26 protein-coding genes, 1 tRNA gene and 1 pseudogene are annotated in these 23,457 nt (G+C 37.2%); 7 read left to right on the forward strand and 21 right to left on the reverse strand.

All coding sequences use genetic code 11. From position 1 onward, the window contains the following. The 4 genes from arsA (at position 1) to D0T85_RS11940 (ending at position 5,950) form a co-directional block, all read left to right on the forward strand. Positions 1–1,719, forward strand: coding sequence for an arsenical pump-driving ATPase (gene arsA / locus D0T85_RS11925; RefSeq protein WP_129733297.1), 1,719 nt, complete (start codon positions 1–3; stop codon positions 1,717–1,719). 313 nt (positions 1,720–2,032) lie between these two features. Next, entirely contained in the window at positions 2,033–2,452 is a 420-nt protein-coding gene (locus D0T85_RS11930; protein WP_229058434.1) for a DUF302 domain-containing protein, read from the forward strand. Between the two features lie 521 nt (positions 2,453–2,973). After that, positions 2,974–5,151, forward strand: coding sequence for a TonB-dependent receptor (locus D0T85_RS11935; RefSeq protein WP_129733296.1), 2,178 nt, complete (start codon positions 2,974–2,976; stop codon positions 5,149–5,151). 1 nt (position 5,152) lies between these two features. Further along, positions 5,153–5,950, forward strand: a complete 798-nt coding sequence (locus D0T85_RS11940) for a cation diffusion facilitator family transporter (RefSeq protein WP_129733295.1) — start codon at positions 5,153–5,155, stop codon at positions 5,948–5,950. A 116-nt stretch (positions 5,951–6,066) separates the two neighbouring features. Here the strand turns inward: D0T85_RS11940 and D0T85_RS11945 are convergent, their stop codons facing one another. The 16 genes and pseudogenes from D0T85_RS11945 to D0T85_RS12020 all read right to left on the reverse strand — a co-directional run bounded on the left by D0T85_RS11945 (position 6,067) and on the right by D0T85_RS12020 (position 16,757). Then, complete coding sequence (locus D0T85_RS11945; RefSeq protein WP_129733294.1) at positions 6,067–6,849, reverse strand: DUF695 domain-containing protein; 783 nt, start codon at positions 6,847–6,849, stop codon at positions 6,067–6,069. A gap of 143 nt (positions 6,850–6,992) precedes the next feature. Then, positions 6,993–7,355, reverse strand: a complete 363-nt coding sequence (locus D0T85_RS22780) for a hypothetical protein (protein WP_229058435.1) — start codon at positions 7,353–7,355, stop codon at positions 6,993–6,995. 8 nt (positions 7,356–7,363) lie between these two features. After that, positions 7,364–8,044 (reverse strand): hypothetical protein, encoded by a 681-nt coding sequence (locus D0T85_RS11955; RefSeq protein WP_129733293.1) that lies wholly within the window; start codon positions 8,042–8,044, stop codon positions 7,364–7,366. 11 nt (positions 8,045–8,055) lie between these two features. After that, entirely contained in the window at positions 8,056–8,289 is a 234-nt protein-coding gene (locus D0T85_RS11960; RefSeq protein ID WP_129733292.1) for a hypothetical protein, read from the reverse strand. Positions 8,290–8,327: 38 nt separating this feature from the next. Continuing rightward, complete coding sequence (locus D0T85_RS11965) at positions 8,328–9,260, reverse strand: hypothetical protein (protein WP_129733291.1); 933 nt, start codon at positions 9,258–9,260, stop codon at positions 8,328–8,330. 14 nt (positions 9,261–9,274) lie between these two features. Then, positions 9,275–9,868, reverse strand: a complete 594-nt coding sequence (locus D0T85_RS11970) for a hypothetical protein (protein WP_129733290.1) — start codon at positions 9,866–9,868, stop codon at positions 9,275–9,277. 47 nt (positions 9,869–9,915) lie between these two features. Continuing rightward, positions 9,916–10,476 (reverse strand): hypothetical protein, encoded by a 561-nt coding sequence (locus D0T85_RS11975; RefSeq protein ID WP_129733289.1) that lies wholly within the window; start codon positions 10,474–10,476, stop codon positions 9,916–9,918. A 20-nt stretch (positions 10,477–10,496) separates the two neighbouring features. After that, positions 10,497–10,703, reverse strand: a complete 207-nt coding sequence (locus tag D0T85_RS11980; RefSeq protein WP_129733288.1) for a hypothetical protein — start codon at positions 10,701–10,703, stop codon at positions 10,497–10,499. A gap of 51 nt (positions 10,704–10,754) precedes the next feature. Further along, positions 10,755–11,747 carry a fusion protein gene (locus D0T85_RS11985; RefSeq protein ID WP_129733287.1) on the reverse strand — a complete coding sequence of 331 codons (993 nt, stop codon included), beginning with the start codon at positions 11,745–11,747 and terminating at the stop codon, positions 10,755–10,757. A gap of 19 nt (positions 11,748–11,766) precedes the next feature. Beyond that, a complete protein-coding gene (locus D0T85_RS11990) occupies positions 11,767–12,003 on the reverse strand; it encodes a hypothetical protein (RefSeq protein WP_203558333.1) in 237 nt (78 codons plus the stop codon). Between the two features lie 507 nt (positions 12,004–12,510). After that, on the reverse strand, positions 12,511–13,041 hold the full coding sequence (locus D0T85_RS11995; RefSeq protein ID WP_129733285.1) for a hypothetical protein: 531 nt from the start codon (positions 13,039–13,041) through the stop codon (positions 12,511–12,513). A gap of 22 nt (positions 13,042–13,063) precedes the next feature. Further along, a complete protein-coding gene (locus tag D0T85_RS12000; RefSeq protein ID WP_129733284.1) occupies positions 13,064–13,483 on the reverse strand; it encodes a virulence RhuM family protein in 420 nt (139 codons plus the stop codon). Positions 13,484–13,489: 6 nt separating this feature from the next. Beyond that, complete coding sequence (locus tag D0T85_RS12005; protein WP_129733283.1) at positions 13,490–14,014, reverse strand: ORF6N domain-containing protein; 525 nt, start codon at positions 14,012–14,014, stop codon at positions 13,490–13,492. A gap of 11 nt (positions 14,015–14,025) precedes the next feature. Then, entirely contained in the window at positions 14,026–14,922 is an 897-nt protein-coding gene (locus D0T85_RS12010; protein WP_129733282.1) for a site-specific integrase, read from the reverse strand. 272 nt (positions 14,923–15,194) lie between these two features. Further along, positions 15,195–16,385, reverse strand: a pseudogene (locus D0T85_RS12015) (site-specific integrase); the annotation flags it as partial. A 298-nt stretch (positions 16,386–16,683) separates the two neighbouring features. After that, positions 16,684–16,757 (reverse strand) — tRNA-Asp (locus tag D0T85_RS12020). A gap of 256 nt (positions 16,758–17,013) precedes the next feature. On the opposite strand from D0T85_RS12020, the gene D0T85_RS12025 reads away from it, so the two are divergent. Both D0T85_RS12025 and D0T85_RS12030 read left to right on the forward strand, forming a co-directional pair. Next, the gene (locus D0T85_RS12025; RefSeq protein ID WP_163213519.1) at positions 17,014–18,330 is read left to right on the forward strand and encodes a pyridoxal phosphate-dependent aminotransferase; all 1,317 of its coding nucleotides are present in this window, start codon (positions 17,014–17,016) and stop codon (positions 18,328–18,330) included. 69 nt (positions 18,331–18,399) lie between these two features. Continuing rightward, complete coding sequence (locus D0T85_RS12030) at positions 18,400–18,990, forward strand: YqgE/AlgH family protein (protein WP_163213521.1); 591 nt, start codon at positions 18,400–18,402, stop codon at positions 18,988–18,990. On the opposite strand, the gene D0T85_RS12035 is transcribed toward D0T85_RS12030, so the two are convergent. The 5 genes from D0T85_RS12035 to D0T85_RS12055 form a co-directional block, all read right to left on the reverse strand. Further along, positions 18,983–19,519: a GNAT family N-acetyltransferase gene (locus D0T85_RS12035; protein ID WP_163213523.1), complete on the reverse strand. Its 537-nt coding sequence runs from the start codon at positions 19,517–19,519 to the stop codon at positions 18,983–18,985. The genes D0T85_RS12030 and D0T85_RS12035 overlap by 8 nt on opposite strands. Beyond that, positions 19,509–19,964, reverse strand: a complete 456-nt coding sequence (locus D0T85_RS12040; RefSeq protein WP_163213525.1) for a hypothetical protein — start codon at positions 19,962–19,964, stop codon at positions 19,509–19,511. The genes D0T85_RS12035 and D0T85_RS12040 overlap by 11 nt, the downstream gene beginning before the upstream one ends. Positions 19,965–19,973: 9 nt before the next feature. Continuing rightward, the gene (recR, locus tag D0T85_RS12045; RefSeq protein ID WP_163213526.1) at positions 19,974–20,591 is read right to left on the reverse strand and encodes a recombination mediator RecR; all 618 of its coding nucleotides are present in this window, start codon (positions 20,589–20,591) and stop codon (positions 19,974–19,976) included. Between the two features lie 76 nt (positions 20,592–20,667). Continuing rightward, complete coding sequence (locus tag D0T85_RS12050) at positions 20,668–21,399, reverse strand: bifunctional 2-polyprenyl-6-hydroxyphenol methylase/3-demethylubiquinol 3-O-methyltransferase UbiG (protein WP_163213528.1); 732 nt, start codon at positions 21,397–21,399, stop codon at positions 20,668–20,670. An 11-nt stretch (positions 21,400–21,410) separates the two neighbouring features. Next, positions 21,411–21,953 carry a methylated-DNA--[protein]-cysteine S-methyltransferase gene (locus tag D0T85_RS12055; protein WP_163213530.1) on the reverse strand — a complete coding sequence of 181 codons (543 nt, stop codon included), beginning with the start codon at positions 21,951–21,953 and terminating at the stop codon, positions 21,411–21,413. 304 nt (positions 21,954–22,257) lie between these two features. On the opposite strand from D0T85_RS12055, the gene D0T85_RS12060 reads away from it, so the two are divergent. Further along, a complete protein-coding gene (locus D0T85_RS12060; RefSeq protein WP_163213532.1) occupies positions 22,258–23,172 on the forward strand; it encodes a Lin1244/Lin1753 domain-containing protein in 915 nt (304 codons plus the stop codon). Positions 23,173–23,457 lie beyond the last annotated feature (285 nt).

A 23,457-nucleotide genomic window follows, 5' to 3' on the forward strand; every position in this document is an offset into this window, starting at 1 on the left:
ATGAAAAAGTATAATCCTTCAAACGAAAAACTTACCCAGTATATATTTTTCACGGGTAAAGGCGGTGTAGGCAAAACATCTATCGCCTGTGCTACAGCTGTAAGTCTTGCAGATAGTGGAAAAAAAGTATTGTTGTTGAGTACCGACCCGGCATCCAATTTACAGGATGTATTTGATATGCCGTTAGACAATAAAGGTACTCCCATTAAAGATGTACCCCGCTTGACTGTTGTAAACCTTGACCCCGAACAAGCGGCTGCCGAATACAGGGAATCGGTTATCGCTCCATATCGGGGTAAATTACCTGAAAGTGTAATTGCTAATATGGAAGAACAACTATCCGGTTCATGCACAGTAGAGGTCGCAGCGTTCAATGAATTTTCTGATTTTATCACTGACGAAGATAAGAGCAAAAACTATGATTATATCATTTTTGATACAGCCCCAACAGGTCATACACTCCGTATGTTGCAACTTCCTTCTGCGTGGGATACTTTTATTGACGAAAATACGACCGGAGCTTCGTGCTTAGGACAATTATCAGGTTTGGAAGACCGCAAAGATGTATATAAACATGCGGTAAAAAATCTAACCGATAAGTCTAAAACAACGCTCTTCCTTGTCAGCCGACCGGAAGACAGCCCGTTGAAAGAGGTCGAACGTTCATCCAATGAGTTGTCGGATATAGGTATCGAAACACAGCATTTAATCATAAATGGCGTATTAGAAAACTACGATGCAGACGATAGTATTTCCAAACAGATTTATGAACACCAGCAAAATGCGCTGAATAACCGTTCGGCAGCCTTGCTAAAACTGAACACCTATATTGTTCCGCTTCGTTCTTATAACATGACAGGCATTGATAATATCCGTAATATGTTGAATGCGGATGTAGCCATAAAGAACGAAAGTCCGGATATTGAGAAACGTAGTTTCAATACGATTGACAGCGTTATTGAAGACCTCTACAAAACAGGTAAACGGGTGATTTTCACGATGGGTAAAGGCGGTGTAGGCAAAACTACCATTGCCGGGAATATTGCTCGTGGTTTGGCTAAAAAAGGAGTGAAAGTGCATCTGACTACAACTGACCCTGCAAACCATTTGGCTTATATCGAAACGAAAATAGACGGCATCACAGTAAGCCATATAGATGAAAAAGCGGTGCTTGCTGCCTATCAGAAAAATGTGCTTGACAAAGCAAGGGAAACAATGGGTGATGCTGATTTAAGTTATATCGAAGAAGACCTGCGTTCCCCATGCACACAGGAAATTGCCGTTTTCAATTCCTTTGCCGAAATAGTTGCCAAAGCGGATAATGAAGTGGTTGTGATAGATACTGCACCAACCGGACACACGTTGCTGCTGCTGGATTCAACCCAAAGTTATCATAAGGAAGTAGAACGGACACAGGGAAATATCACCCCTGCGGTTCAAAACCTATTACCTCGCTTGCGAAGCGAAAAGGAAACGGAAGTGGTTATCGTAACCCTGCCGGAAACAACACCTGTGTTTGAAGCACAAAGACTGCAACAGGACTTACAACGTGCCAGAATTAAGAATAAATGGTGGGTGGTTAATTCCAGTCTTTTGCTGACTTCAACCAATAGTCCATTCCTTAAAGCTAAAGCATTAAGTGAAGTGCAATGGATTAATAAAGTGAAGGAGATTTCAGACGGGAACTTTGCCGTTATTGAATGGAAGGAAAAAGTGTAATTTAGAACGATCTGCAAATTATTCTGAAGAAAATAAACGAATAATTTGCAGATCTTTTAAAAATCTTCGATTTTCATCAATCTTTTTTATTTTAAATTAATGATGATGTACATCCATTTTTAAAGAAAATCAGACTTTTAGCATATTTAGCTGTTAAAAATTGACTATCAAAATCTTTATAAAATTATGTAAGGTGCTTGTATCTTCATGCAATGTAAATAGTAAAAATAAAGCGGATAATAAACGTATTATGCAACCTTTTTGGCAAGAAAATTGTTTAAATAATAACATAGAGTAATATAAAAAAAGAATCATGAAATCAACAGAACAACCTGAGAGCGCAATGTTTTTAGAAAACGTAAGCCGTTACAGTTATGACGAAACCTTCGATAAACTATCCGAAAAAATCCAGTCTCTCGGAAACTGGAAAATACAGCATATTCATGATATGCAGGAAACGCTTCGCAAAAATGGGAAAGAAGTGCTACCGATAAAAGTCATAGAATTGTGCAACCCCAAATATTCCGGCAGAATATTGGAGCATGATATGGAACGTCTTTATTCATCATTACTTCCATGTCGCATATCTATATATCAGACTTCTGATGGTATAACCCGTATTTCGCGCATGAATTCGGTTGCTATGGCAGCACAAATCGGCGGACTGGTAGAGGAAGTAATGAGCGAAGCCTTTGCTGAAATTGAAAAAGCAATAGCCGAAATAGAATCGTAAATTAAACAGTAGATAATCTGTGAAAATAGTACGAAACTTGCAACTAAGTTGCAAAACATAATCGCTATCTTTGCAGCATGAAATATTTGTCCCTCATATTATCCATATATGTATTACTGTTATCAGTAATGCCATGTTGTTTTGAGGATAAATGTTTAGCTATATATACAGATACCGTTGAAACGAGCAATGACATAGGCAATAGTTGTGACGACTGTTCCGATGATAGTTGTTGTTCCCCTTTTCTACATTGTAATACCTGTTCCGGATTTCCGGAAGCCCGTTTTTATAATCCAATAATAATAATTTTAGGCTCTATACCTGATTATAAATCAGATTATATAGTAAAAAACGCTCTCTCTGATTATAAATCTTCAATCTGGCAACCGCCAAAAGCATAAACTAATTTTTATTATACAGGTCGTTGTGAATATGCCCTGCAATTTTTACGATAATACATTCTTTGTAATATCGTAATCCTCATATCATTTATAGTTGAAGATTTAAAAACAAGAAATAAAATGAAAACAAAAATTATACTGATGCTATTCTTAGTATTCAGCATTTCCAATATTTTCGCTCAAAATACACTTAACGTTAAACTAATAGACTGTGATAACAAAGAGCCTTTAATCGGTGCTAATATTATACTTCAAAATACTACGAACGGAACATCTTCTGATGCTGAAGGATTAGCGGTACTCTCCAATATTCCAGACGGTAAACAGAGGTTTGAAATTACTTATGTAGGATATGAAAAGACCATAAAAGAATTTACATTCCCGTTGGCTTCGGATGAACCTATCGTTATCAGGGTTGAGCCTGATGAAGAAACATTGCAGGAAGTAGTTGTTTCTTCAACAAGGGGGACACGTACTTTTAAAGATATTCCTACCCGTATTGAATTTATAAATGCCGAAGAGTTAGGCGAAAAAGGAGTGATGAAACCCGGAGATATACGTATGCTTCTGAATGAAAGCACGGGTATTATGACACAACAAACATCAGCCATATCGGGTAATTCATCTATTCGCATTCAAGGTTTGGACGGTAGATATACACAGATACTAAAAGACGGTTTTCCCGTATTTTCAGGTGCAGCAAGCGGATTAGGTTTATTACAGACACCACCGCTCGATTTAAAGCAGGTTGAAATAATAAAAGGTTCTTCTTCTACTTTATACGGTGGCGGTGCTATTGCGGGACTGGTAAACCTTATATCGAAAACGCCTGAAAAGGAAAGGGATTTCTCAATCCACCTGAATGGGACAACAGGTAAAGGGCTTGATGTAAACAGCTTTTTCGGTCAGAAATTCAACAAGGTAGGTACTACCGTTTTTGCATCGTATAACCGTAACTGGGCTTATGATCCGTCAGATGTTGGCTTTACGGCAATACCAAAGTTCGACAGGTTTGTATTTAATCCTAAGCTATTCTTGTACCTGTCTGAAAACACAGATTTTAATTTCGGTATAAACTCCATGATTGAAAACCGTCTGGGTGGTGATATGGAGTATGTAAAAGATAAGGGAAACGAAGAACATTCCTATTTTGAAAGAAACAAGACACAAAGGCATTCAAGCCAACTTACATTTGAACATCGTTTCGACAAACAAAACAGATTAAATGTAAAGAACAGCATTACTTATTTCAGCCGTAAGATTGAGATTCCCGATTTCAAATTTGACGGCGACCAGTTATCGTCTTTTTCAGAAGTATCTTATATACATACAAAAGAAAAAACGGAATGGGTAGCGGGTGCGAATGTGTGGACGGATAAGTTTACCGAAGAAAAACTGACCGATTTTCCTTTACGTGATTACAATATGACTACCGTAGGCGTATTTGTACAGAACAATACGAAAATAACGGACTGGATGAATCTTGAAAGCGGATTGCGTACCGATTATATTAACGATTACGGTTTTGCAGTTCTACCCCGTATATCTTCTCATTTCAAGATAACGGAGAAATTTTCATCCCGTGTAGGTGGTGGGTTCGGATATAAAGCACCTACCATTTTTTCGGAAGATAGCGAACGCATCCAGTTTCAGAATGTCTTGCCGATAGATGACAACAGGAACAAACTGGAAAGGAGTTATGGGGCAAATGTGGATTTTACTTATAAAACGGGTTTGTTCGGCGACCAAGTATTTTTAAGTATAAACCAGTTATTCTTTTATACTTACCTGAAAAATCCGCTTGAACTGCAAGCTGCTGAAAATAATCGTTGGCAGTTTAATAACATTAACGGTCACGTGGATAGTAAAGGGGCTGAAACCAATATGAAAATTAAGTATAAGGATTTCGGTTTATTTCTCGGATATACCTATACGGATGCTGATGTAAAGGAAGACGGCAGAAGCTACCAAAAAACCTTAACCCCGAAACATAAAATCAATTCTGTTTTAATGTATGAGGTGGAAGATAAATGGAAAATCGGATTGGAAGCTTATTATACCGGAAAACAAAATTTGAATGACGGTAAAACAGGTAAGGATTACCTTGTCTTCGGATTAATGATGCAACGAATTTGGGAAAAGTTCTCAATATATGCTAACTTTGAGAACTTTACCGACAGACGGCAGACAAGGTTTGATACCATTCATACGGGTTCGATGACTAATCCTGAATTTCGGGACATTTATGCACCGTTGGACGGTTTCATCCTGAATACCGGGATTATAATTAAATTGTAAAATGAATAAATCAATTTTTAAAATTGAACAAATGGATTGTCCGAGTGAGGAAAACCTCATTCGGATGAAACTCCAAAATATAGAGGGTGTTGCAAAGCAGGAATTTGACCTGAAAGGCAGGATATTTACTGTTTACCATACAGGCGACTATCAGGAAATCGAAAAGCAGCTTGCTACCTTGAATCTCGGTTCACGCTTTATTGAAAGTAAAGAAGTAACAGGAGAAGTCCAGGCAGAGGAAAATAGCAAACAGCGTAAAGTCCTTTGGATTGTACTGGCTATTAACTTCGGCTTTTTCCTGATTGAAATGTCAACGGGTATTATATCCAAATCTATGGGATTGGTTGCTGATAGCCTTGATATGCTTGCTGATGCTTTTGTTTATGGATTAAGTTTGTTTGCAGTCGGTGCAGCCGTAAGCCGTAAGAAGCGTGTTGCTATGATTTGCGGATATTTCCAGATACTTTTGGCTGCCGTTGGTTTTATAGAGGTAATCAGACGGTTTACAGGTACAGAGGAAATGCCTGTTTTTCAAACAATGATAGGTATATCCGTACTTGCTTTGATTGCTAATGTTATATGTTTGCTTTTACTTCAAAGGACGAAGAGCAAAGATGCCCATATTCAGGCAAGTATCATCTTTTCATCCAACGATGTAATAATAAATGCAGGGGTAATTCTTGCCGGATTCTTAGTATGGCAGTTGAATAATCAGATACCCGACCTTATTATCGGTAGTATTGTATTCCTTATTGTTATAAGAGGGGCAATTAGGATATTGAAACTTGCTAAAAATTAAATAATGTCATTTGATCTGCAAATTATTTGTATATTTTCTCTCAAATAATTTGCAGATCTCATAAGAATAGTAACGGGCGGAAACCGCGCGTCTGTTTATTTTATATCAGCTATATTTTATCTGCTGTTTTGTGGGCAGCATCCCCAACCGTCGTATTTGGCACCGTAGTCATTACCCAATGTTACTAACTCCCATGTATATTCGTTAATCTCTGAGGGCATGACATTGTTTAGCCGGGAGATTTGCAATGCGAAATGATAGGAATCGCCATGATCTACGGTTTCTTTTAGCGCCACTTTATATCCGAGCGTTTCGACTTCCCGAATAAACTGCTCTCGCCCTTCTTCGGTCGGGAAATAGATAAAGTGATCCACTTCCCTTTCTTTGCTGAAGTCGTCGCCGTCCTGATCCAGTTGGAATAAGACCGACTGGTTTTCTATGGTTTGCAGTTCGTATTTGGATGGGTACAACAAGTCGAAGTAGGTATTCCAATCCTTGTCTTTCTGCACTTCAATGTTGTACGAGTATTCGGGATGTACATTCATGACGGACTTTAAGAGTTCCTCGCATTCTTTTCCGTGTTTTACATAAAGGTACATATTCATCAGACCGTTTGACTTAACGATTCCTGCGACGATGACATTTTTCTTTTCGGTAGCCTCGATGATTTCTTCTTGGATGCTGTGTAGTACCTCGGATTCTTCTTCTGCCGTGAATAATCCGTTTTCATCTGCGGAGAGCATCTGAATAGTAAATAGCAGCAACTCTTTGAGGTTATCTATTGGGGCTAAGTCTACCAGCGCGAGGTTCATCAGGACGTTAGCGGGATGATCTTCGATGTGGCTGAAATAAGCAACCCATTGTTCTGGTATATTGTTGGTTTTAATTGATTCTGACATATTGTATAACTTTTATTACGGCGTGAATTTAACTAAAAGATTTTAATACTCACTGTATTAGGATAATCTAAAAAATATTTAGTGATATAATAGCTATCCCGACGGTGTTCCGTCGGGATTTTTTCGTGTATAAAGAGGAAAATTCAACGAATATCTGTACCGAACATTTCATTGAAGAACGCTACAAGTTCCTCTCGACGCAGGCTATCCCAATAGAGAGAGGCAGGGTGATACGGTTCGTGCCGACCGATTTCATAGGCAATATCCATTTTTGTAAAACGCTTGCCCTGATTGTAGCGCATTTCTGTACCTTCCAACCAACGTGAACGACGGCTTTGTTGTTGAAGCGGGAGCAGTTGTTCCAACATATAGGCATAATTTTCGCCTACGGTGTGTCCGCTTTCCATTTTATACGGACTGTCTTTACAACGCTTACATTCGTCAATGGCGGCGTTCAAATCTGTTACTTCAATTATGTTTCCATCTATGTCTTTTATTGTTGTCATATTCTTTGTTATTTAGAGGTTTGTACTTGCATTGAGGAAACATACCAATTATCTTGATACTTGTCTCCAATCAGGTTAAAAGTACCTGATAGTCCGCTATTATCTGCGTATTTCTTGGCTTCCATTATAGAGCTGAACTCGCCCAACTTTTTGAATCCAATAAATAATTTATACATGGTGCTGTTCTGTTTATGCTTGATGACTTCTGCCTGTAAAATGGCATACGCTTCATTATAATTTTTCTTTTTCTGTTCCAATTTGGCTTTGGCTTTGAGTAACTTTTCATCCGTTTCAAGATTGAAAAACAGGTCATTGTGTGTCATATAGTCGATATATTTGGCGATTGCCCTTTCTACCTTAGTTATCTGCGCTTTTGCCGAAGCTACTTTGCCTAAAAGGAAGTCAAAACCTGTTTGCAATCCCGTCCGCTTGTCGTATGCACAGTGATATACCCAAATTTTCTTACGGGGGTATTTACATACCAATTTTGCCCTGCGCCACTCAATAACCCACCGCCAACGGTCTAACATGGCACGAGGGATGTCGATTATATGTAGTATTTCACGGTTTCTGTCCTCGTCCCTTACTTCAAAGGTTATATATACCCAATGTTCTATTTTGAGTTCCCGTTCCGCTTTTGCAAGGTCTTTGGCATCTTGCATCCAATCGTCTATTTTTTCCTGTGCCATGATATTGATAATTAACTGTTATAAATTTGCTGTATTTCTTCTCCGATTTTTGACAACGCTTGTCGTTGTTCATCGGTAAGTGATAGTACAAAATCATCGTTGCTATACCATTCTCCGCTATCTTCTTGTTCTCGGAAACATCGCCTGTTAGCAGTATCTACGATTCCCAATATTACATCAACTTCGGTTGAAGTTAGTCCGCTAATTGTGCAGGTCTTATTTGTTTTATTTACTTTCAATTTCATGCTTTTTGAGATTATGGGCGGATTACTCCGCCCTTTGGTTATTCATATGCTTCAATCCTTTCTTTTACAATCTCATGTAAGTGTGAATTGGATTGATAAATTTTGATTTTTTCTTGAAAGGTTTTATTTTGCCAAAATTGGTTGGCATCATCAAGGAATTTTGCATCTATTTCATTATTGCCGTCTCTGTCCTGCTCTATACCTGTAATATCTTCAAATTCATCAAAACTAAGCCATTGCCACCACGTATTAAGAGTTTGCAAAGACCATTCATTCGGCTTTTTGGGACTTTCCTCAAATGATCTGACAACCGTTTTCAATTTTTGTCCGTCTGATACACTTAATTCTTTATCCCTGTCCAAAAGCCAGTACAGGAAAAAGATGATAGTGTCTTTAGATATTATATGATTGCCATTGAATAGATTTAGCAAAACAACAGGTTCTTTTTCTTTGGCTTTCAATGCTTCTTCGCTTGTGGTATAGGCATTTTCACCGATACCGAAACGTAGGGAGTTGTTTACGGTAAATTCTACCTTTCCGTATTCTTCCATTTTCCTGTATATGAAGTGTTCTAAATCTCTTATATCGTGTATCAGGTCGAAAGGGTGCAAGGCTTCCAGTTCTTCTTTTAACTGGTTGTGAATATCCCTTAACATGGGTTCAATGGTAAACCATTTAGTAGGGTTGGTTATCTTTCGGCAAGTGGCAGGATCGTGAACGTCATCGAGAAATAAACCATTCTTATCAAGTGTGCAATAACAGTCATAGCAGAAATGCGTATGATATTCCGTTTCGCTCTTTTTGATAGACTTATTTATGATTATTCGGATTTGACCGTTCTGTAACAGATAAAAACGGATGCTCCAACGGTCAGTTTCAAAAGCTATTTGATAATGCTTGCTTTCGCCTGTTACCCTGTTCAGGAAATGTACAACTCCCTTATACATAATTGCTATTTTATTCGGTTTCATATTGATTGGATTTATTAAAAGAATGATAATTCTAATTGTACAGGTTTACGCCCTGTAATCTCGTCAAATAAGGCTTTCGCTTGTTTTAATACATTGATTGCATATCGGTCGGTCTTACTGCTGTCTTTTTCAAGTCCTGTAAGCATTTCATTTAATGCTGCTTTCAGGCAGTCTTTTCTATTGTCGAATATTTTACCCCATACATTAAGCCCATAGCCTGATCCGCCTGTACTGTGAGAGTAACTCATTCCATAAGTCCATTTTCCGTTTAAGCCTTTACCCAGTGTGATATGGTTAGATACCGCCCAACCGTCCCGATGTGGGAATTGTATTTCTTCACGTTCCAAAAAATCAGGTCTTTCCAACCAACCGTATTCGTTAAATTCCTTTTTAATGAAGCCAAATACTAAATGTCTTTCGTACTCTCGTTTATTCATTAATAACTGGCGAGGGGTATTTCCAAAACTCTCGTATTCCTCTATTATCGCCCTGTCGTTACGTCTTAATGCGTTCAGATATATAGCTACATTGTGGCGTTCTGCCCTGCAAAAATTGATGTCCTGTATCTTTTGCAATTTTTCGTATGCTGACAATTCTCTGTATTTCATGACTGTTATTTTGTGGGGCAGGGTTACTGCCCCGTGTTTGACTTCTTTTATCTTGCACTCATTGTTATAGTTCCTCGCAGATTGGGTGAGAACTTTTGTTCATAGGCTTCAATCTGCCTTTCAAGTTCTTCCCATGCGGTTATTTCTTCATCATACATCTGTAAATCGGCTTTACATTCTTGTATTAGAATTGTGAGGTATTCTTTTTCTATTTCAATTTGCTTGATTGCTTCATCCGCATTTATCCTGTCTTGTGAATTTTCATCAGGCTTGGTTGTTGGCAGGAGAAAAACGCAGTTGTATGATGTCAGATAATTCCATGTTTTGCCCTCCACACTTGCATACATTCTGTGATTATTGTCAGATATACCGATTGCAATGCCTTTACATCCTCTTTTTTCGGTGATGCTGTAAGAAAGGTTGTTCGGGTTCTCTGCGGTGTATATGGCTTTAATTAGCTTTGAATTGGCTACCTTGCCATTAAAGGCTCTGATAAACGGCTCACACGTTTCCAAACCTTTTATAAGGTTCTCATTTACTTTAATTTGTTGGTTCATTCTATTAATGAACTCTTGTTTTCTATTGGGGTTCTTTAATCCGTAATACATGATATATTGTTTTTTGATTGTTAATTATTTACTGCGTCCCATTCTCCTTTTTGGTCATCAAACCAAATTGCATGATAGAATTGGACGGTTACTTTTGGCTTCTTTCTTGGGTTGGCAAAGGTTTCCGTTTGGCTGACTTTCCACCCTTTTGCAGTTTCTGCGAGAATTATACAGGATAGGTTTTTATTATACCTGTGGATGAATTTCATATCTATATCTACTCTCATGGTGATTGTTTTTAGTAGGGCAGATAGGCTCTGCCCTGTGTTCTACATTGTTTAATCCAATCCGAAATAATAGGCTAACCTTTGCTCTTGTGATTTCGGGAAAATCCATCCTTTAATTTTTTTCCCATTAAAGGTTAATCGACTGTTGAAGCGTCCTCCCATTGCTCTTAGTTCGTCTTTAATTGCTTTGGTTTCCCCGAATACCGCTACTGCTTTGGCTGAATACTCAACCATTGTACAACCGCATTTACTTTCCCCTGTCTGGTTGGTTGGTGGCGTTGTGTTGGACTTACTGATATGTATATTATCTTCGCTTCCTGCTGTGTATGCAAAATCTTCAATAGTGCGTTCACGGTTATATACTGGCACTTTTTTAATTATCCAACCGCTATGCCTATATTCTCCTAAATAATACCCTGCACCCATAGAGTATTTTTCCCTATTTTCGTAATCCTCGTTAAACTCGGCTAAATAGGCGGTTTCCTCGAAGTTTGATGCGTATTTACGCATTTCGGAAAAAATATCCCTTTTATGTTTGGAAAAGCCTAAAATGACGGTGCGTTGTGTGCTACTTCCGTAATAGTCGGTTTGACTATCGCTTTCGTTTTGTTTCAGACGTGCCACGATTACCGCTTGCGCATCTTCGGGAAATATCTCGGCAAAACGTTTACGCCCTATTACCTTAACTTCTTCTACTCTTATCTTCTCTTTTTCGGCTTCGTCTGTTTCCGCTTTAACTATGTCTTTCGCTTCCTGAAGAAGTAACGCCACTTCAAAACCATCCATAAATTCAGGATTTTCGCTGTCGTAATAATAACCGATACCGAATTTTTCGCTTAATGGTCTGATTATGTCTGCTGTCTGAAAAACTTTTTTCCGTAGGTTAATCAGCTTGTAAGTGATACCCCAGTTATTTTTAACGATGTCATAGACTACATATCTGTCATAGCTATAACCCTCCATTTGGATAACCTGATTGACTTGAACAACCTGTATAGCCTTGTCAATTTCCTTGTTTGCTCCTAATAAAAATACTTTGCTCATAACTCTAAATTTTAAGGGATTATAAAAAGGTCAGCATTGCGAGAATAAAGAGGATTATAGCACCCATACCCACGAAAAAGGAGAGGATACCCCGTATAACAGGAAGAAAGAGATACAAGCCCACTAAAGCCCAAATAAACCCTGTTCCCCACACACAGAAGCCCAAAACCGCCAAAACGATTTTTAAAACCAATTTTATGCTAATTGGATGGTAGGCTGTCGGTCGTTGTTTCCTATTTTTTTCTGTACTTCTCATAATTTCTGACTTTTTTTTTATGCCAGTATGGAGAGGGTGAGGTGTGATCGAGTTTCAGGTGCCTTACTCACGCAGTGCTTTTTGGCAGCATCAAGATTTTTCAAAAAAATACACTCGCTTTCCTGTACCTGATTGGGGTGCAGATACATTTCTTTAAGAAAAGAGGCTATAATTATTGCCCGGATAATTTCTTAAAATCTATTACAAAAGAGATTTTGAATCGAGGAAGATTTTTTTAAAAACACGTCTGATCTTGTGCAGCCAATAAACATGAAATAAATTCGCGCCTGATACTCGTTCACTCCGAACCCCTCCTTTTTTATGGTCATAACTAAATGAGGAAGAAATTATACCGAGGGAAGTACAGAAAAAAGGAAATTTGGTTGTCTGCTTTGCGTTTATCATAATAAAACGCAGAACTTTCCTCACAGAAAGGAAAGCTATATACAAAAAAAGCCTGTACCGATTTTTACGATACAGGCTCCATTTGGATTGTGATATGTATTTTTATTTTGCTCTGGTTTTTCCGTAGCATTTGCTGCCGTCAGGAGATAAGTAGAAATCAAATGTTTCTTCAACGGCTGTTCCACCCGGAGCGATTGAGTATTTGCATCTAACAATTACGGCAAGAACATCATTCGGATTCTTACTGTCATATCCGTTAAGATTATCCGGAGTAAGATTTTTTAGAGAATCAATAGTATTGCTCATCCGTGCAATATCAGCATTGTATTTATCAATTTTAGCTTGATTTTTTTCTCTTGCCAGTAGATCTTCACTCATTTTTTTAGCCAGCTCAATCTTACTGATGTTAGGTTGATTATTTTTCTGAAATTCATCAGTAAGATAGGCGATACTGTCGGCAACCGTAACGTTGCCGGTTTCGCTAATCTCAATAATTTTGAAGTTGAGATTTTCTTTTGTGTCGCTCCCTTTTAACAGGTTATCAGTAATGGTTTTTTCGTAATTACTCGTTGATGAGTTTGAACCGCAGGAAACCATAAAAACAGCGATAAGTAAATAAAATACGTGTTTCATATCTAAATGTATTAAACGTTTATTAATTCATCGAAATAGCCGGAAGTTTTGAGTGTAGGTTATATACTATCAGAACTTCTGTTGATTTTTTATTATCAGTCCGGGTATATTCGGTTAATGCTTTCATTACCCATTCCCGAAATGCTTTTGCTTCAAAAGATGCTACACGGTAGCTGACAAATATCAGTGCTTCCAGATTATACAGTACCGTTTCGCATGGGTGCCCGTTGCTCTCAAATTTATGTATTCGGGTAACATCTTCTTCACGGAGCAAGCCGGATTTGAATATACTCCGTAGATTGTTACCAATCGTATTGACAAATACATTAAATAAGTCGGCAATTTGATGTTTCGTTACCCACAGGGTGCAATTTACAAGTTTTGCTTCAACAATCAGTTGATTTTCACTATTTTCTTTAATATTTATATATCCTCGTTCCATAATATATTATTCTTCATCCTGTTGAACATTATAACCAATACGCTTACGGGGTTTATTTTCCAGTTCCTTTTGTGATGCAAGTTCGGTAAGAGCTTGGTAAATATCACTAAACTGCATATTTGTTTCCACCATAAATTCCTCCAATTTACGATTTAATTCCGCATAACCCAGTGCATATTGTCGTAAAGCGACAAAAGCTCTGATAATAGATATATTAACCTGAATGGCCAACGTGCTGTTAAGAACGCTTGACAGTTGGGCTATACCCTGTTCAGTAAATGCAAAAGGTAAGTATTTTACGTGTTGCCCTTGTCCTTGATTTTCTAAGGTGCCAAAATTGCACCTTAAAAAATCGTACTCTTCCTTTGAGAGTTCAATCATAAAATCCGGAGGAAAACGGTCTATGTTCCGACGAACAGAACGTTTCAGATTTTTGGTTTCAACCTGATATAATTCAGCCAAATCGTAATCCAACATAACTCGCATACCTCGGATTTCATAAATCTTGCTTTGAATAATTTGTAATTCCATGATAAATATTTTTAGAGGTTTAATGCAGTATCCATACCTGTAAGGTGTTCTGATAATTTCAACATATCCCGCCCAATCTTTCCGTTATCCATTCGTACCAATGTTTGGGTTGTATTTATATTGGTATGTCCTAACATTCGGGATATTGTTTCAATGGGTACCCCATTCATATAGGTAATAGTAGTCGCAAATGTGTTTCTTGCAACCCTGAAAGTGAGATTTTTACCAATACCGCAAATATCACCGATTTCTTTCAAATAATCATTCATCTTTTGATTACTTGCTATCGGTAAATTTTGACTGTACTTATTCAAAATTTTCTGCGGAACTGAAAGCAAAGGGATTATAACAGGTGTATATGTCATGCTCCGCATAATTTTGATAATAGGATTACCGTCTTTATCTGTTTCAAAATTTTCGGTTGTTAGCATTGATAAGTCTGAATAATTCAGACCTGTAAAACAGGAAAAGATAAATACATCCCTTACTTGTTCAAGTCTTTTAGTCGAAAACTTTTTGCTCAAAATAGACTGTAACTCCTTTTCCGAAAGGAAGGCACGAACTACCTCTTGCCTTTTAATCCGGTAATGGCTAAAAGGGTTGTTGGATATAGCCTGTTTTTCACAGGCTATATTTACAATACGACGGAATAATTCTATTTTCTTGGCGGCTGTGTTTACGTTATATTTGCGAAACTTCATCAGGTAATTTTCAAAACCTATTATGAAATTGACGTCGATTTCGGACAGCAAGTAATCAACTTTCCCATATCGTTGTTTAATGTAATCAGCGATATAGTTTCTCACCGCTTCATATTTCAGGTAGGTAGATAAGGCTTTAACCTTATATACATTCTTATTATACTCGTCGAACAGAGCTATTACTGTTGAATATTCATTTTTTTTCATTACTATTAAAAATTAGTGGGTTAAACAGCTAATTGAGTATTGGCTTTTTCCGATTTAAAAGTGAGATTGCCTTCATTTTCAAAAGTATTAGACCAGAGAGATAATTTTTCTTCTTCTGAAAGGCTATGCCACATGACAGATATACGCTTTAATCTTTCGGGATCATCAGACAGAGTGCCGGGAAGATTAAATAAAGCCATTTTTTCATGCAATGAAAGGCATTCAAAAAGTTTATCTAAATTAGATTTAGATTTGATTCGCCTTTCTTCAAGTTTTTCAGCAAAAGAAGCCATATCGTTGCTTACCTTAACATCGGTAATTCTTGCATAAATTTGGGTAGTTTTTATGTTTGTATGACCTAACATTTTTGATACACTTTCAATGGAAACTCCTTTTGTAAGCGTAAGAGTGGCGAAAGTGTGTCTTGCAAGATGAAATGTTAAATCTTTGTCAATACCGCAAACAGCTCCGATTTCTTTGAGATATTCATTCACTTTTTGATTGCTTGGAACAGGGAGAACTTTCTTATTGGGCATCGTCCCTTTATACTTCTCAATAATTTGCTTTGGAATGTCGAGTAATGGAATATTGTAGCTTGTACCTGTCTTTTCACGTTTCCCCATTATCCACAAATTATTATCAAATGAAATGCGGATATTACTTTCATCCAATCCTTTTACGTCTATATAGGAAAGTCCGGTATAACAGCTAAAAATAAAGATATCTCTTACTCGCTCCAAACGTTCAGAAGAGAATTGTTTCTTCATGATTTCGTCTATTTGTTCTTGCATTAAATAGCCTCTATCGACTTTCTTAAACTTTATTTTATAGTTGGCAAAAGGATCAATGTGAATCCAACCGTTATTTTTGGCGAAAAGAATAATAGTGCGGAATCGCTGTAAGAATTTAGCAGTAGTATTTTCCTTACATTTGCAGCTTGTCATTAGGTACACTTCAAAATTTCTCAAAAAGGAGTGATTTACCTCTTTCAAAGAAATATCAGCAACATTATAATACTCTTTAATAAAATTAGCCATGTGCCTACGGGCTACGTCATATTTTTGAAGTGTACCTTTTGCCCTGCTTATACCAACCAATTTAGCGATATCATCAACATGCCGTTGGAATAATTCGAGTACGGTTTGGTTTTTAATTTCAAGACCAAGAAAGATATTTTTAACCCGATCAGGATTAACATTGTTCTCTTTGGTGAGTAAATCATGGTAAACGTTGTATAAGCCTGTTTTAATTGTTTCCAGAAAGGTATTTATCTCGACAGCTTCTTTTGTTCTGCCCAGAGCCATTGACGACTTTACATCCCATGATTTAGGATGCACATTTAATTTGGTACTGAAACGGCTTATTTGTCCGTCGATTGTAATCCGGCACATGATAGGAACACTGCCATCGGATTTTTGCTTGTCTCTTTTCAAAAAGAAAAGAACTTTAAATGTACTTTTCATAAACTCATTTTTTAATGTTACAAAATTAAAGTAAACTATCTGTTAATGAGTTTTATGCAGACTGCCAATTCCCGACAACACACTGCCAATTTTGGACAATTCGTACCCCTTTTTCTTTGATTTCTCGTACCCCCTGTGTCCCTTTTTGGTTTGGGGTATGAAATGGGACACACTAAATGTCTTTTTTTGGCTTTATTTTGGCTTTTTCCTAAGACAACATAAATAAAAAAAGTCCCTCATATTCACTGAATATGAAGGACTTGTCTCTTTTTTGGCGCCTATTGACTTAGGCTTTCCGCGGTATGGACGGGACTCGAACCCGCGACCCCCTGCGTGACAGGCAGGTATTCTAACCAGCTGAACTACCACACCAATTTACTTTTTTGAGTAGCAATCTCTCTCGATTGCGGATGCAAAGGTAAGCATTATTTTTAAATCTGCAATAGTTGAAGGATTTTTTTTGCAATATTTCTTCTTGAATATAGATTAGGAAGCCATAATAGCAAAAGCAAAATAACATTTTACCTCTTCAATATCTTAAATAATGATACAAAACTAAATAGGAAACCATGTTTTTTCAATAATTATCATTAGGTTTGCAATACAAATATAAAAATAGAAAATAAAAATGGAAAATACACCTATTAGCCGGGAACTAATTGATAAAACAATTCAAGACTTTCATATTGCCGATTTCTCCAAAGCCACTATACGTGAAGTAAAAGCCATTGCTGCAAAAGCAGAAAAAGAATCTGGAATAGAATTTATAAAAATGGAGATGGGAGTTCCAGGGCTACCACCCTCTGTTGTTGGTGTTAAAGCCGAAATTGAAGCATTGCAAAATGGTATAGCCAGTCTTTATCCGGATATTAATGGTATACCCGAATTAAAGGAAGAAGCTTCCCAGTTTATAAAAGCATTTATTAATGTAGACCTTAATCCGGAAGGATGCGTACCTGTAACAGGGTCTATGCAAGGTACATTTGCCTCGTTTCTAACTTGTAGCCAGTGTGATGAAAAGAAAGACACTATTTTGTTTATTGATCCCGGATTCCCAGTACAGAAACAACAGCTCGTTGTTATGGGGCAGAAATATGAAACCTTTGATGTTTACCAATTCAGAGGTGATAAATTAAAGGATAAATTAGAAAGCTATCTCCAAAAAGGAAATATTTCTGCAATAATCTACTCCAATCCTAACAATCCCAGTTGGATATGTTTTAATGATATAGAACTTCAGATTATAGGTGAACTGGCTACAAAATACGATGTTATTGTATTGGAAGACCTTGCTTATTTTGCTATGGATTTCCGTCGCGACCTAAGTACGCCATACCAACCACCTTATCAGCCTTCTGTAGCACATTATACCAATAACTATGTGTTGCTGATATCCGGATCAAAGGCATTTAGTTATGCAGGTCAACGAATTGGAGTTACTTGTATTTCTAATAAACTCTACCACAGAAATTATCCGGGATTTAATAAACGGTATGGTGGAGGAACATTCGGAACAGTATTTATTCATCGTGTATTGTATGCTCTCTCTTCCGGAACAAGTCACTCTGCGCAATATGCTATGGCTGCCATGCTTAAGGCTGCTAATAAGGGCGAATATAATTTCCTGAATGAGGTTAAAGTTTATGGCGAACGTGCAAGCAAATTAAAGGAAATCTTTATACGGCATGGTTTCTATTTAGTATATGATAAAGACCTTGATAACCCTGTTGCAGACGGATTTTATTTCACAATCGGATACCCAGATATGGATTCGGGAAAGTTAGCACAGGAGTTAATGTACTATGGGGTAAGTGCCATATCCTTAACAACTACCGGAAGCGAACAGCAGGGGCTACGAGCATGTACATCATTTATTCAGGATCATCAGTATCAACAACTGGATGAACGGATGGCTTTGTTTGCAAAAAACAATCCAATAGGATAAAGAAAAAATAAAAAGAAAAAAAACGATGAAAAATATTGTTTGTGCAAATATATTTTATATATTAGTTGCATGAACATTAATACTGATATATTCAAAATAGAATCCAATAACGTTTTACCATCCCGGGGAAAGCTTCTTATTTCCGAGCCTTTTCTTCGGGATGATATGTTTGGGAGATCTGTAATACTGCTAATCGATTATACTTCCGATGGTAGTATGGGATTGATAATGAACAAACAAGCGCCTATTCTTCTGAATGAAGTATTCAAAGAATTTAAATATTTAGAAGATATACCTGTATATAATGGTGGACCATTAAGTACAGATACTCTTTTCTACTTACATACCATTCCCAATATAGAAGGATCATTACCTGTACGAAAAGGTTTATACATGAATGGAGATTTTGATGTAATTAAAAAATATATATTACAGGGAAATCCCATCAAAGGGTGTATACGTTTTTTTCTGGGATATTCGGGTTGGGGGTTTGAACAACTGAATGATGAAATCAGGCAAAACACCTGGATTATTGGCAAAAGTGATATTGCCGGCATAATGAGTGAAAAGATTGATGGTATGTGGAAGAAATCGCTCGAAATGCTTGGAAGCAAATACGAAACATGGTCGCGCTTTCCACAAATACCTTCTCTTAATTAGGAGATATACATTGGAGCAAGATAGTATCTTTATACTCATTTCCTGTATGCAACCAGTCTTTGAGTAATCCGCTTTGCACAAAGCCACAAGAATTAAAAAGCCTGATACTATCTTCGTTATCTACAGCTATATAAGCATATAGCTGTTTTAAGTGTAAGTATTCAAATGAATATTCAAGCAACAAATTCAGAGCTTCTTTTGCGTAACCGTGTTTCCTGTAACCTTCACGAATCATAATTCCTATTGCTCCTCTTCCATGCAAAGGTACAAAATCAGTGATATCAATTATCCCTATAACCATGTCACTGCCTTTTTGTACAATCATCATTCTTAATTGCTTATCAGCATAAATGTCATAAGAAGAATTTTTAATATATTCTTTCAATATGTAGCGCGAATAAGGTACTGTACAACAACTTATTTCCCACATTGATGAATCATTCTCAACCTCATACATTACTTCTAAGTCAACAGGCTCGGCTGCTCTCAGGTAAATGTGATCACTTTCCAGGTATGTTTTATTCTTCATCGTTTGTTATTTGCAATTCCTGACGCAATCTTTTTTCATTCGGATAACAAAATAAAGAAGCCGTGAGTCCAATCAAAGCACAAAGTCCGCCAATGTTATTCAATGTAAAGTAATAAATAATAATATTGTAGAGAATTACTAAGCCAAGTATCCCCAGCCTTACTCCACTCCATATTTTATATTGCATTAATGCAACAGGAAAAGAAACATTATCAATTCTCTTTTTCAATACAGTGCTAAACAGTTTTAAAGCAAGTGGTACACTTATTATAGTTAACAATATTCCTATATTCTCCAGTATAAACTGTGTTTGTGGTGCATCGGCATACAAACCAACCGGAAGAATGTCTGTTTCATAAAGAAGAACTAAAAGAATAGGGAGCATCCATACAGCATAAAACTGAATTCTTAGCACCTGAATGGCTTTGATTATTTTTCTTTCCATTTTTATTAATTATACTTTTCCTGTAAAAACAGTACGGTTAATTATACTTCTTCCTAAAGTAATTTCGTCGGTATATTCCAGTTCGTCGCCAACAGAAATACCTCGGGCAATTACACTAAGTTGTACATTTAAATTTTCCAATTTTCTGTATATGTAAAAATTGGTAGTGTCTCCCTCCATTGTTGTGCTTAATGCCAGAATTACTTCTTTTACATTTCCTTGGGATACGCGTTCAACCAAACTACCAATCTGCAAATCACCTGGTCCTACACCGTCCATAGGCGAAATTACACCACCTAACACATGGTACAAGCCCTTGAATTGTTGAGTGGCTTCAACAGCCATAACATCTCTTATGGTTTCTACAACGCATATTGTTTCCGGGTCACGTCGTGGGTTTGAGCATATTGCACAAACTTCTGTGTCGGATATATTGTGACATACCTTGCAGTATTTAACTTCTTTCTTTAACGTAATAATTGAATTTCCAAAAGCTTCTACTGTTGTAACATCTTGACGTAACAAATGGAGTACCAACCGCATTGCAGTTTTTCTTCCTATACCTGGTAATTTTGAAAATTCGTTCACAGCCTTCTCTAGCAGAGCCGAAGGATATTGTTGATTCATAAAATGTTCTTCTATTTCTGACCTGAACCTGCAAATTTACATAAAAATCCGCATATCAAAGCTATTAAGCAAAAACTCACTTCTCTGCCGAAACAATCAGCATCATTGGTCGGCGTAGTTCTTCTTTCATTTCCAAAAACTCTGCCAACATTTCTTTACTGGGTTCTGGTTCTGTTACTTCATTGATTTTAAAACCTTGTTTCAACAGTACATTAATATAACTAGTCAATGTTCTGTGATATTTAATAAGTTTTTCGCCTAAAAACACAGCTTCCCGCTTTCCTACTTTAAAGTAGTTGTCAACCGGCCAGTAAAGCTTTTCGCCCTCTTTTCCATAAATCCAATCCTGATTGCCAAATGCAGTAAAAACCGGATGTTCGACTGAAAAGATAAAGTTTCCTCCCGGTTTGAGCCACTTATAAACATTTTGGCTGATAGTATCGAACGATTCTATATAATGAAGCGTTAGTGAGCTCAACACTATATCAAATTGCCTGGCAGGATAATCAACATCTTCGAGCGCTTTTTTAATATATTCTATTCCTTTCAGGTTGTTGATTTGCCTTGCTTTTTCAAGCATGTTTTCGGAAATATCTATACCTACAACCCATTTTGCTCCATTTTCGATTGCATATCGGCAGTGCCAGCCAAACCCACAACCTAAATCAAGTATATTTTTCCCGGTAAAGTTAGGTAACATGTTTTTGAGAACATGCCATTCGCCTGCACCTTCAAGTCCTTTTTGTGAGCGGTTCATTTTTTCGTATTGCTCAAAGAAAGCAGAGTCGTCGTATTTGTTTTCTTTCATTCAGATTTTGTTTATTCGTGTTCTTTATTGCTTGTGGCAATATTTTCTCTCTCAAATTCCAAGAGTTTCTTTTTCCTCCATATTCCTCCTCCATAACCGGTAAGCGAGCCATCGGCTCCGATAACCCGGTGACAGGGCAGTATAATAGATATTTTATTTTTTCCATTGGCGTTGGCAACTGCCCGGACAGACGATGGCTTGCCTATCAACTCGGCTTGTTTTCCGTAGTTTGTAGTGCAGCCGTATGGTATTTTTAGCAATGCAAGCCAAACTGTTTTCTGAAATTCTGTACCAACTAAATCCAGGGGAATGTTGAATTCTCTACGTTCTCCTCCAAAATATTCGTCTAGTTGATTGCGAAGAGTTTTGAAATGCGGATTATCTCCTTCTACAAGTGGGCCTTTGGTTTGCAATTGGCGGAGTTCTAAATCAATCAATTTATAGTCGGCAAACTCGAACATGCAGATTCCTTTCTCGGTTGCGCCCGCAACCATTAACCCCAAATCGGTTTTAATGTGGGTTATATTAACAAATATTTCTCTGTCAGCTTCCATGCTGTTATGGTATTAAATAATAGTAAACGTTGTATTTTCTTTATTTCCGAATTCTTTTGCTAAAACAACGATGCAATCATTTGTTGATTCGACTCTTTAATGATTATTTTCCGTGTTGTTGAAAAATAAATGCGGAATATCTTGCGCAATTATAAATTTAATTGCGATATTTGTAACGAGAGATTTTTTGAGTTCAAGGACAAATATAGGGATTATTCTTTGATAATTCCAGAAATGAGTTCTTTAAAAAACACGAAAACAATAAAAACAAACGGATTAACAAACTAATTAAACTAGAATGACGATGAAAACAAAATTCATTCCTATCGAAAGCGATATTTTAAACGACAATCGCATGAGTGCTCTGATAAACGATATGGGGGCAACTGGTTATGGCATTTACATGCTTTTATTAATTGAACTGCGCAATCACAAAAATTACTGCATTGATAACCAATCATTGAAGCTAATTATGCGCAAATACAACATAAAACGACCCAAAATTGAAGCCGTTTTGTACGAGTACGATCTCTTTACGATCGAAAAAGTGGAAGAAAACAACCTGTCGATCTCATCTGAATATGTTACACGGGTTATGCGCAATTACGACCTAAAGATAGCTGAAGCAAAGAAAAACGGAAAGAAAGGTGCTGACATTCGGTGGGAAAAGAATGATAGCGACCCTATAACAAAAGAAAAGAAAAGAAGAGAAAAGAAAACATCAGAAGAAAAAGAAGAAAAAGAAGAAAAAGAAACTGCTGCTGTTGCTGTTGTTTATGGAAATAAGCCTGTCGAATTACAAAAACAGATCGGCTGGAAAGAATATCTGCAAGAAGCCTTGAACGATCGTATCTGGGTAGAACTTCAGGCTAAACACTCGGGCCTTGGAATGCGGTTCATAAAGCACAAGGATGACATTGTAAGCATGTTTATGGACCATGTGTTAACTCACGGCAAAGAGTATGGATTGCACTCGGTGGGCGAAGTGAAGTATTACTTTGCCAACTTTGTGAGGCAAGCAACTGCTACCAATAAGCGCATTGTAGACGAGCTGGACAGAATAGAACAGGAGAAAAAAGCAAATAGCCGCTACCGGTTCGAAGACGTAGATCCCACCACTGGAACACGAACGTACTTTGGCAAATACATTCCAGTCGAAGCTCCACCCCGGCCCAATAATAACGCCATTTGGATAGAAGAACTACAACAGTGGATGTAGTAAATTGGAAATTGGAAGTTTGGAAAAATGCTATATAGCTTCGCTCCCTTGAGCTATATAGCATTGACCCCTCGGTCTATATAGCATCGACCTCTCGGTCTATATAGCATTGAGCATCAAAGCTATTACTATTGCAGAATTCCAAAAGTGCAAGGAATATACTATCATGATTTTAGTGGAGTAACATGGTTGGGGCGAAATGGAAGTTTTAGAATAATGGGATGTTAATTAGATCTCTCAAATCTTTGAAGTTCGTCGGACGGCCTTTACTGGTTTTAAATTCGA

The organism is Bacteroides sp. 519, assembly GCF_010500955.1.
Taxonomy (GTDB): Bacteria; Bacteroidota; Bacteroidia; order Bacteroidales; family Bacteroidaceae; genus Bacteroides.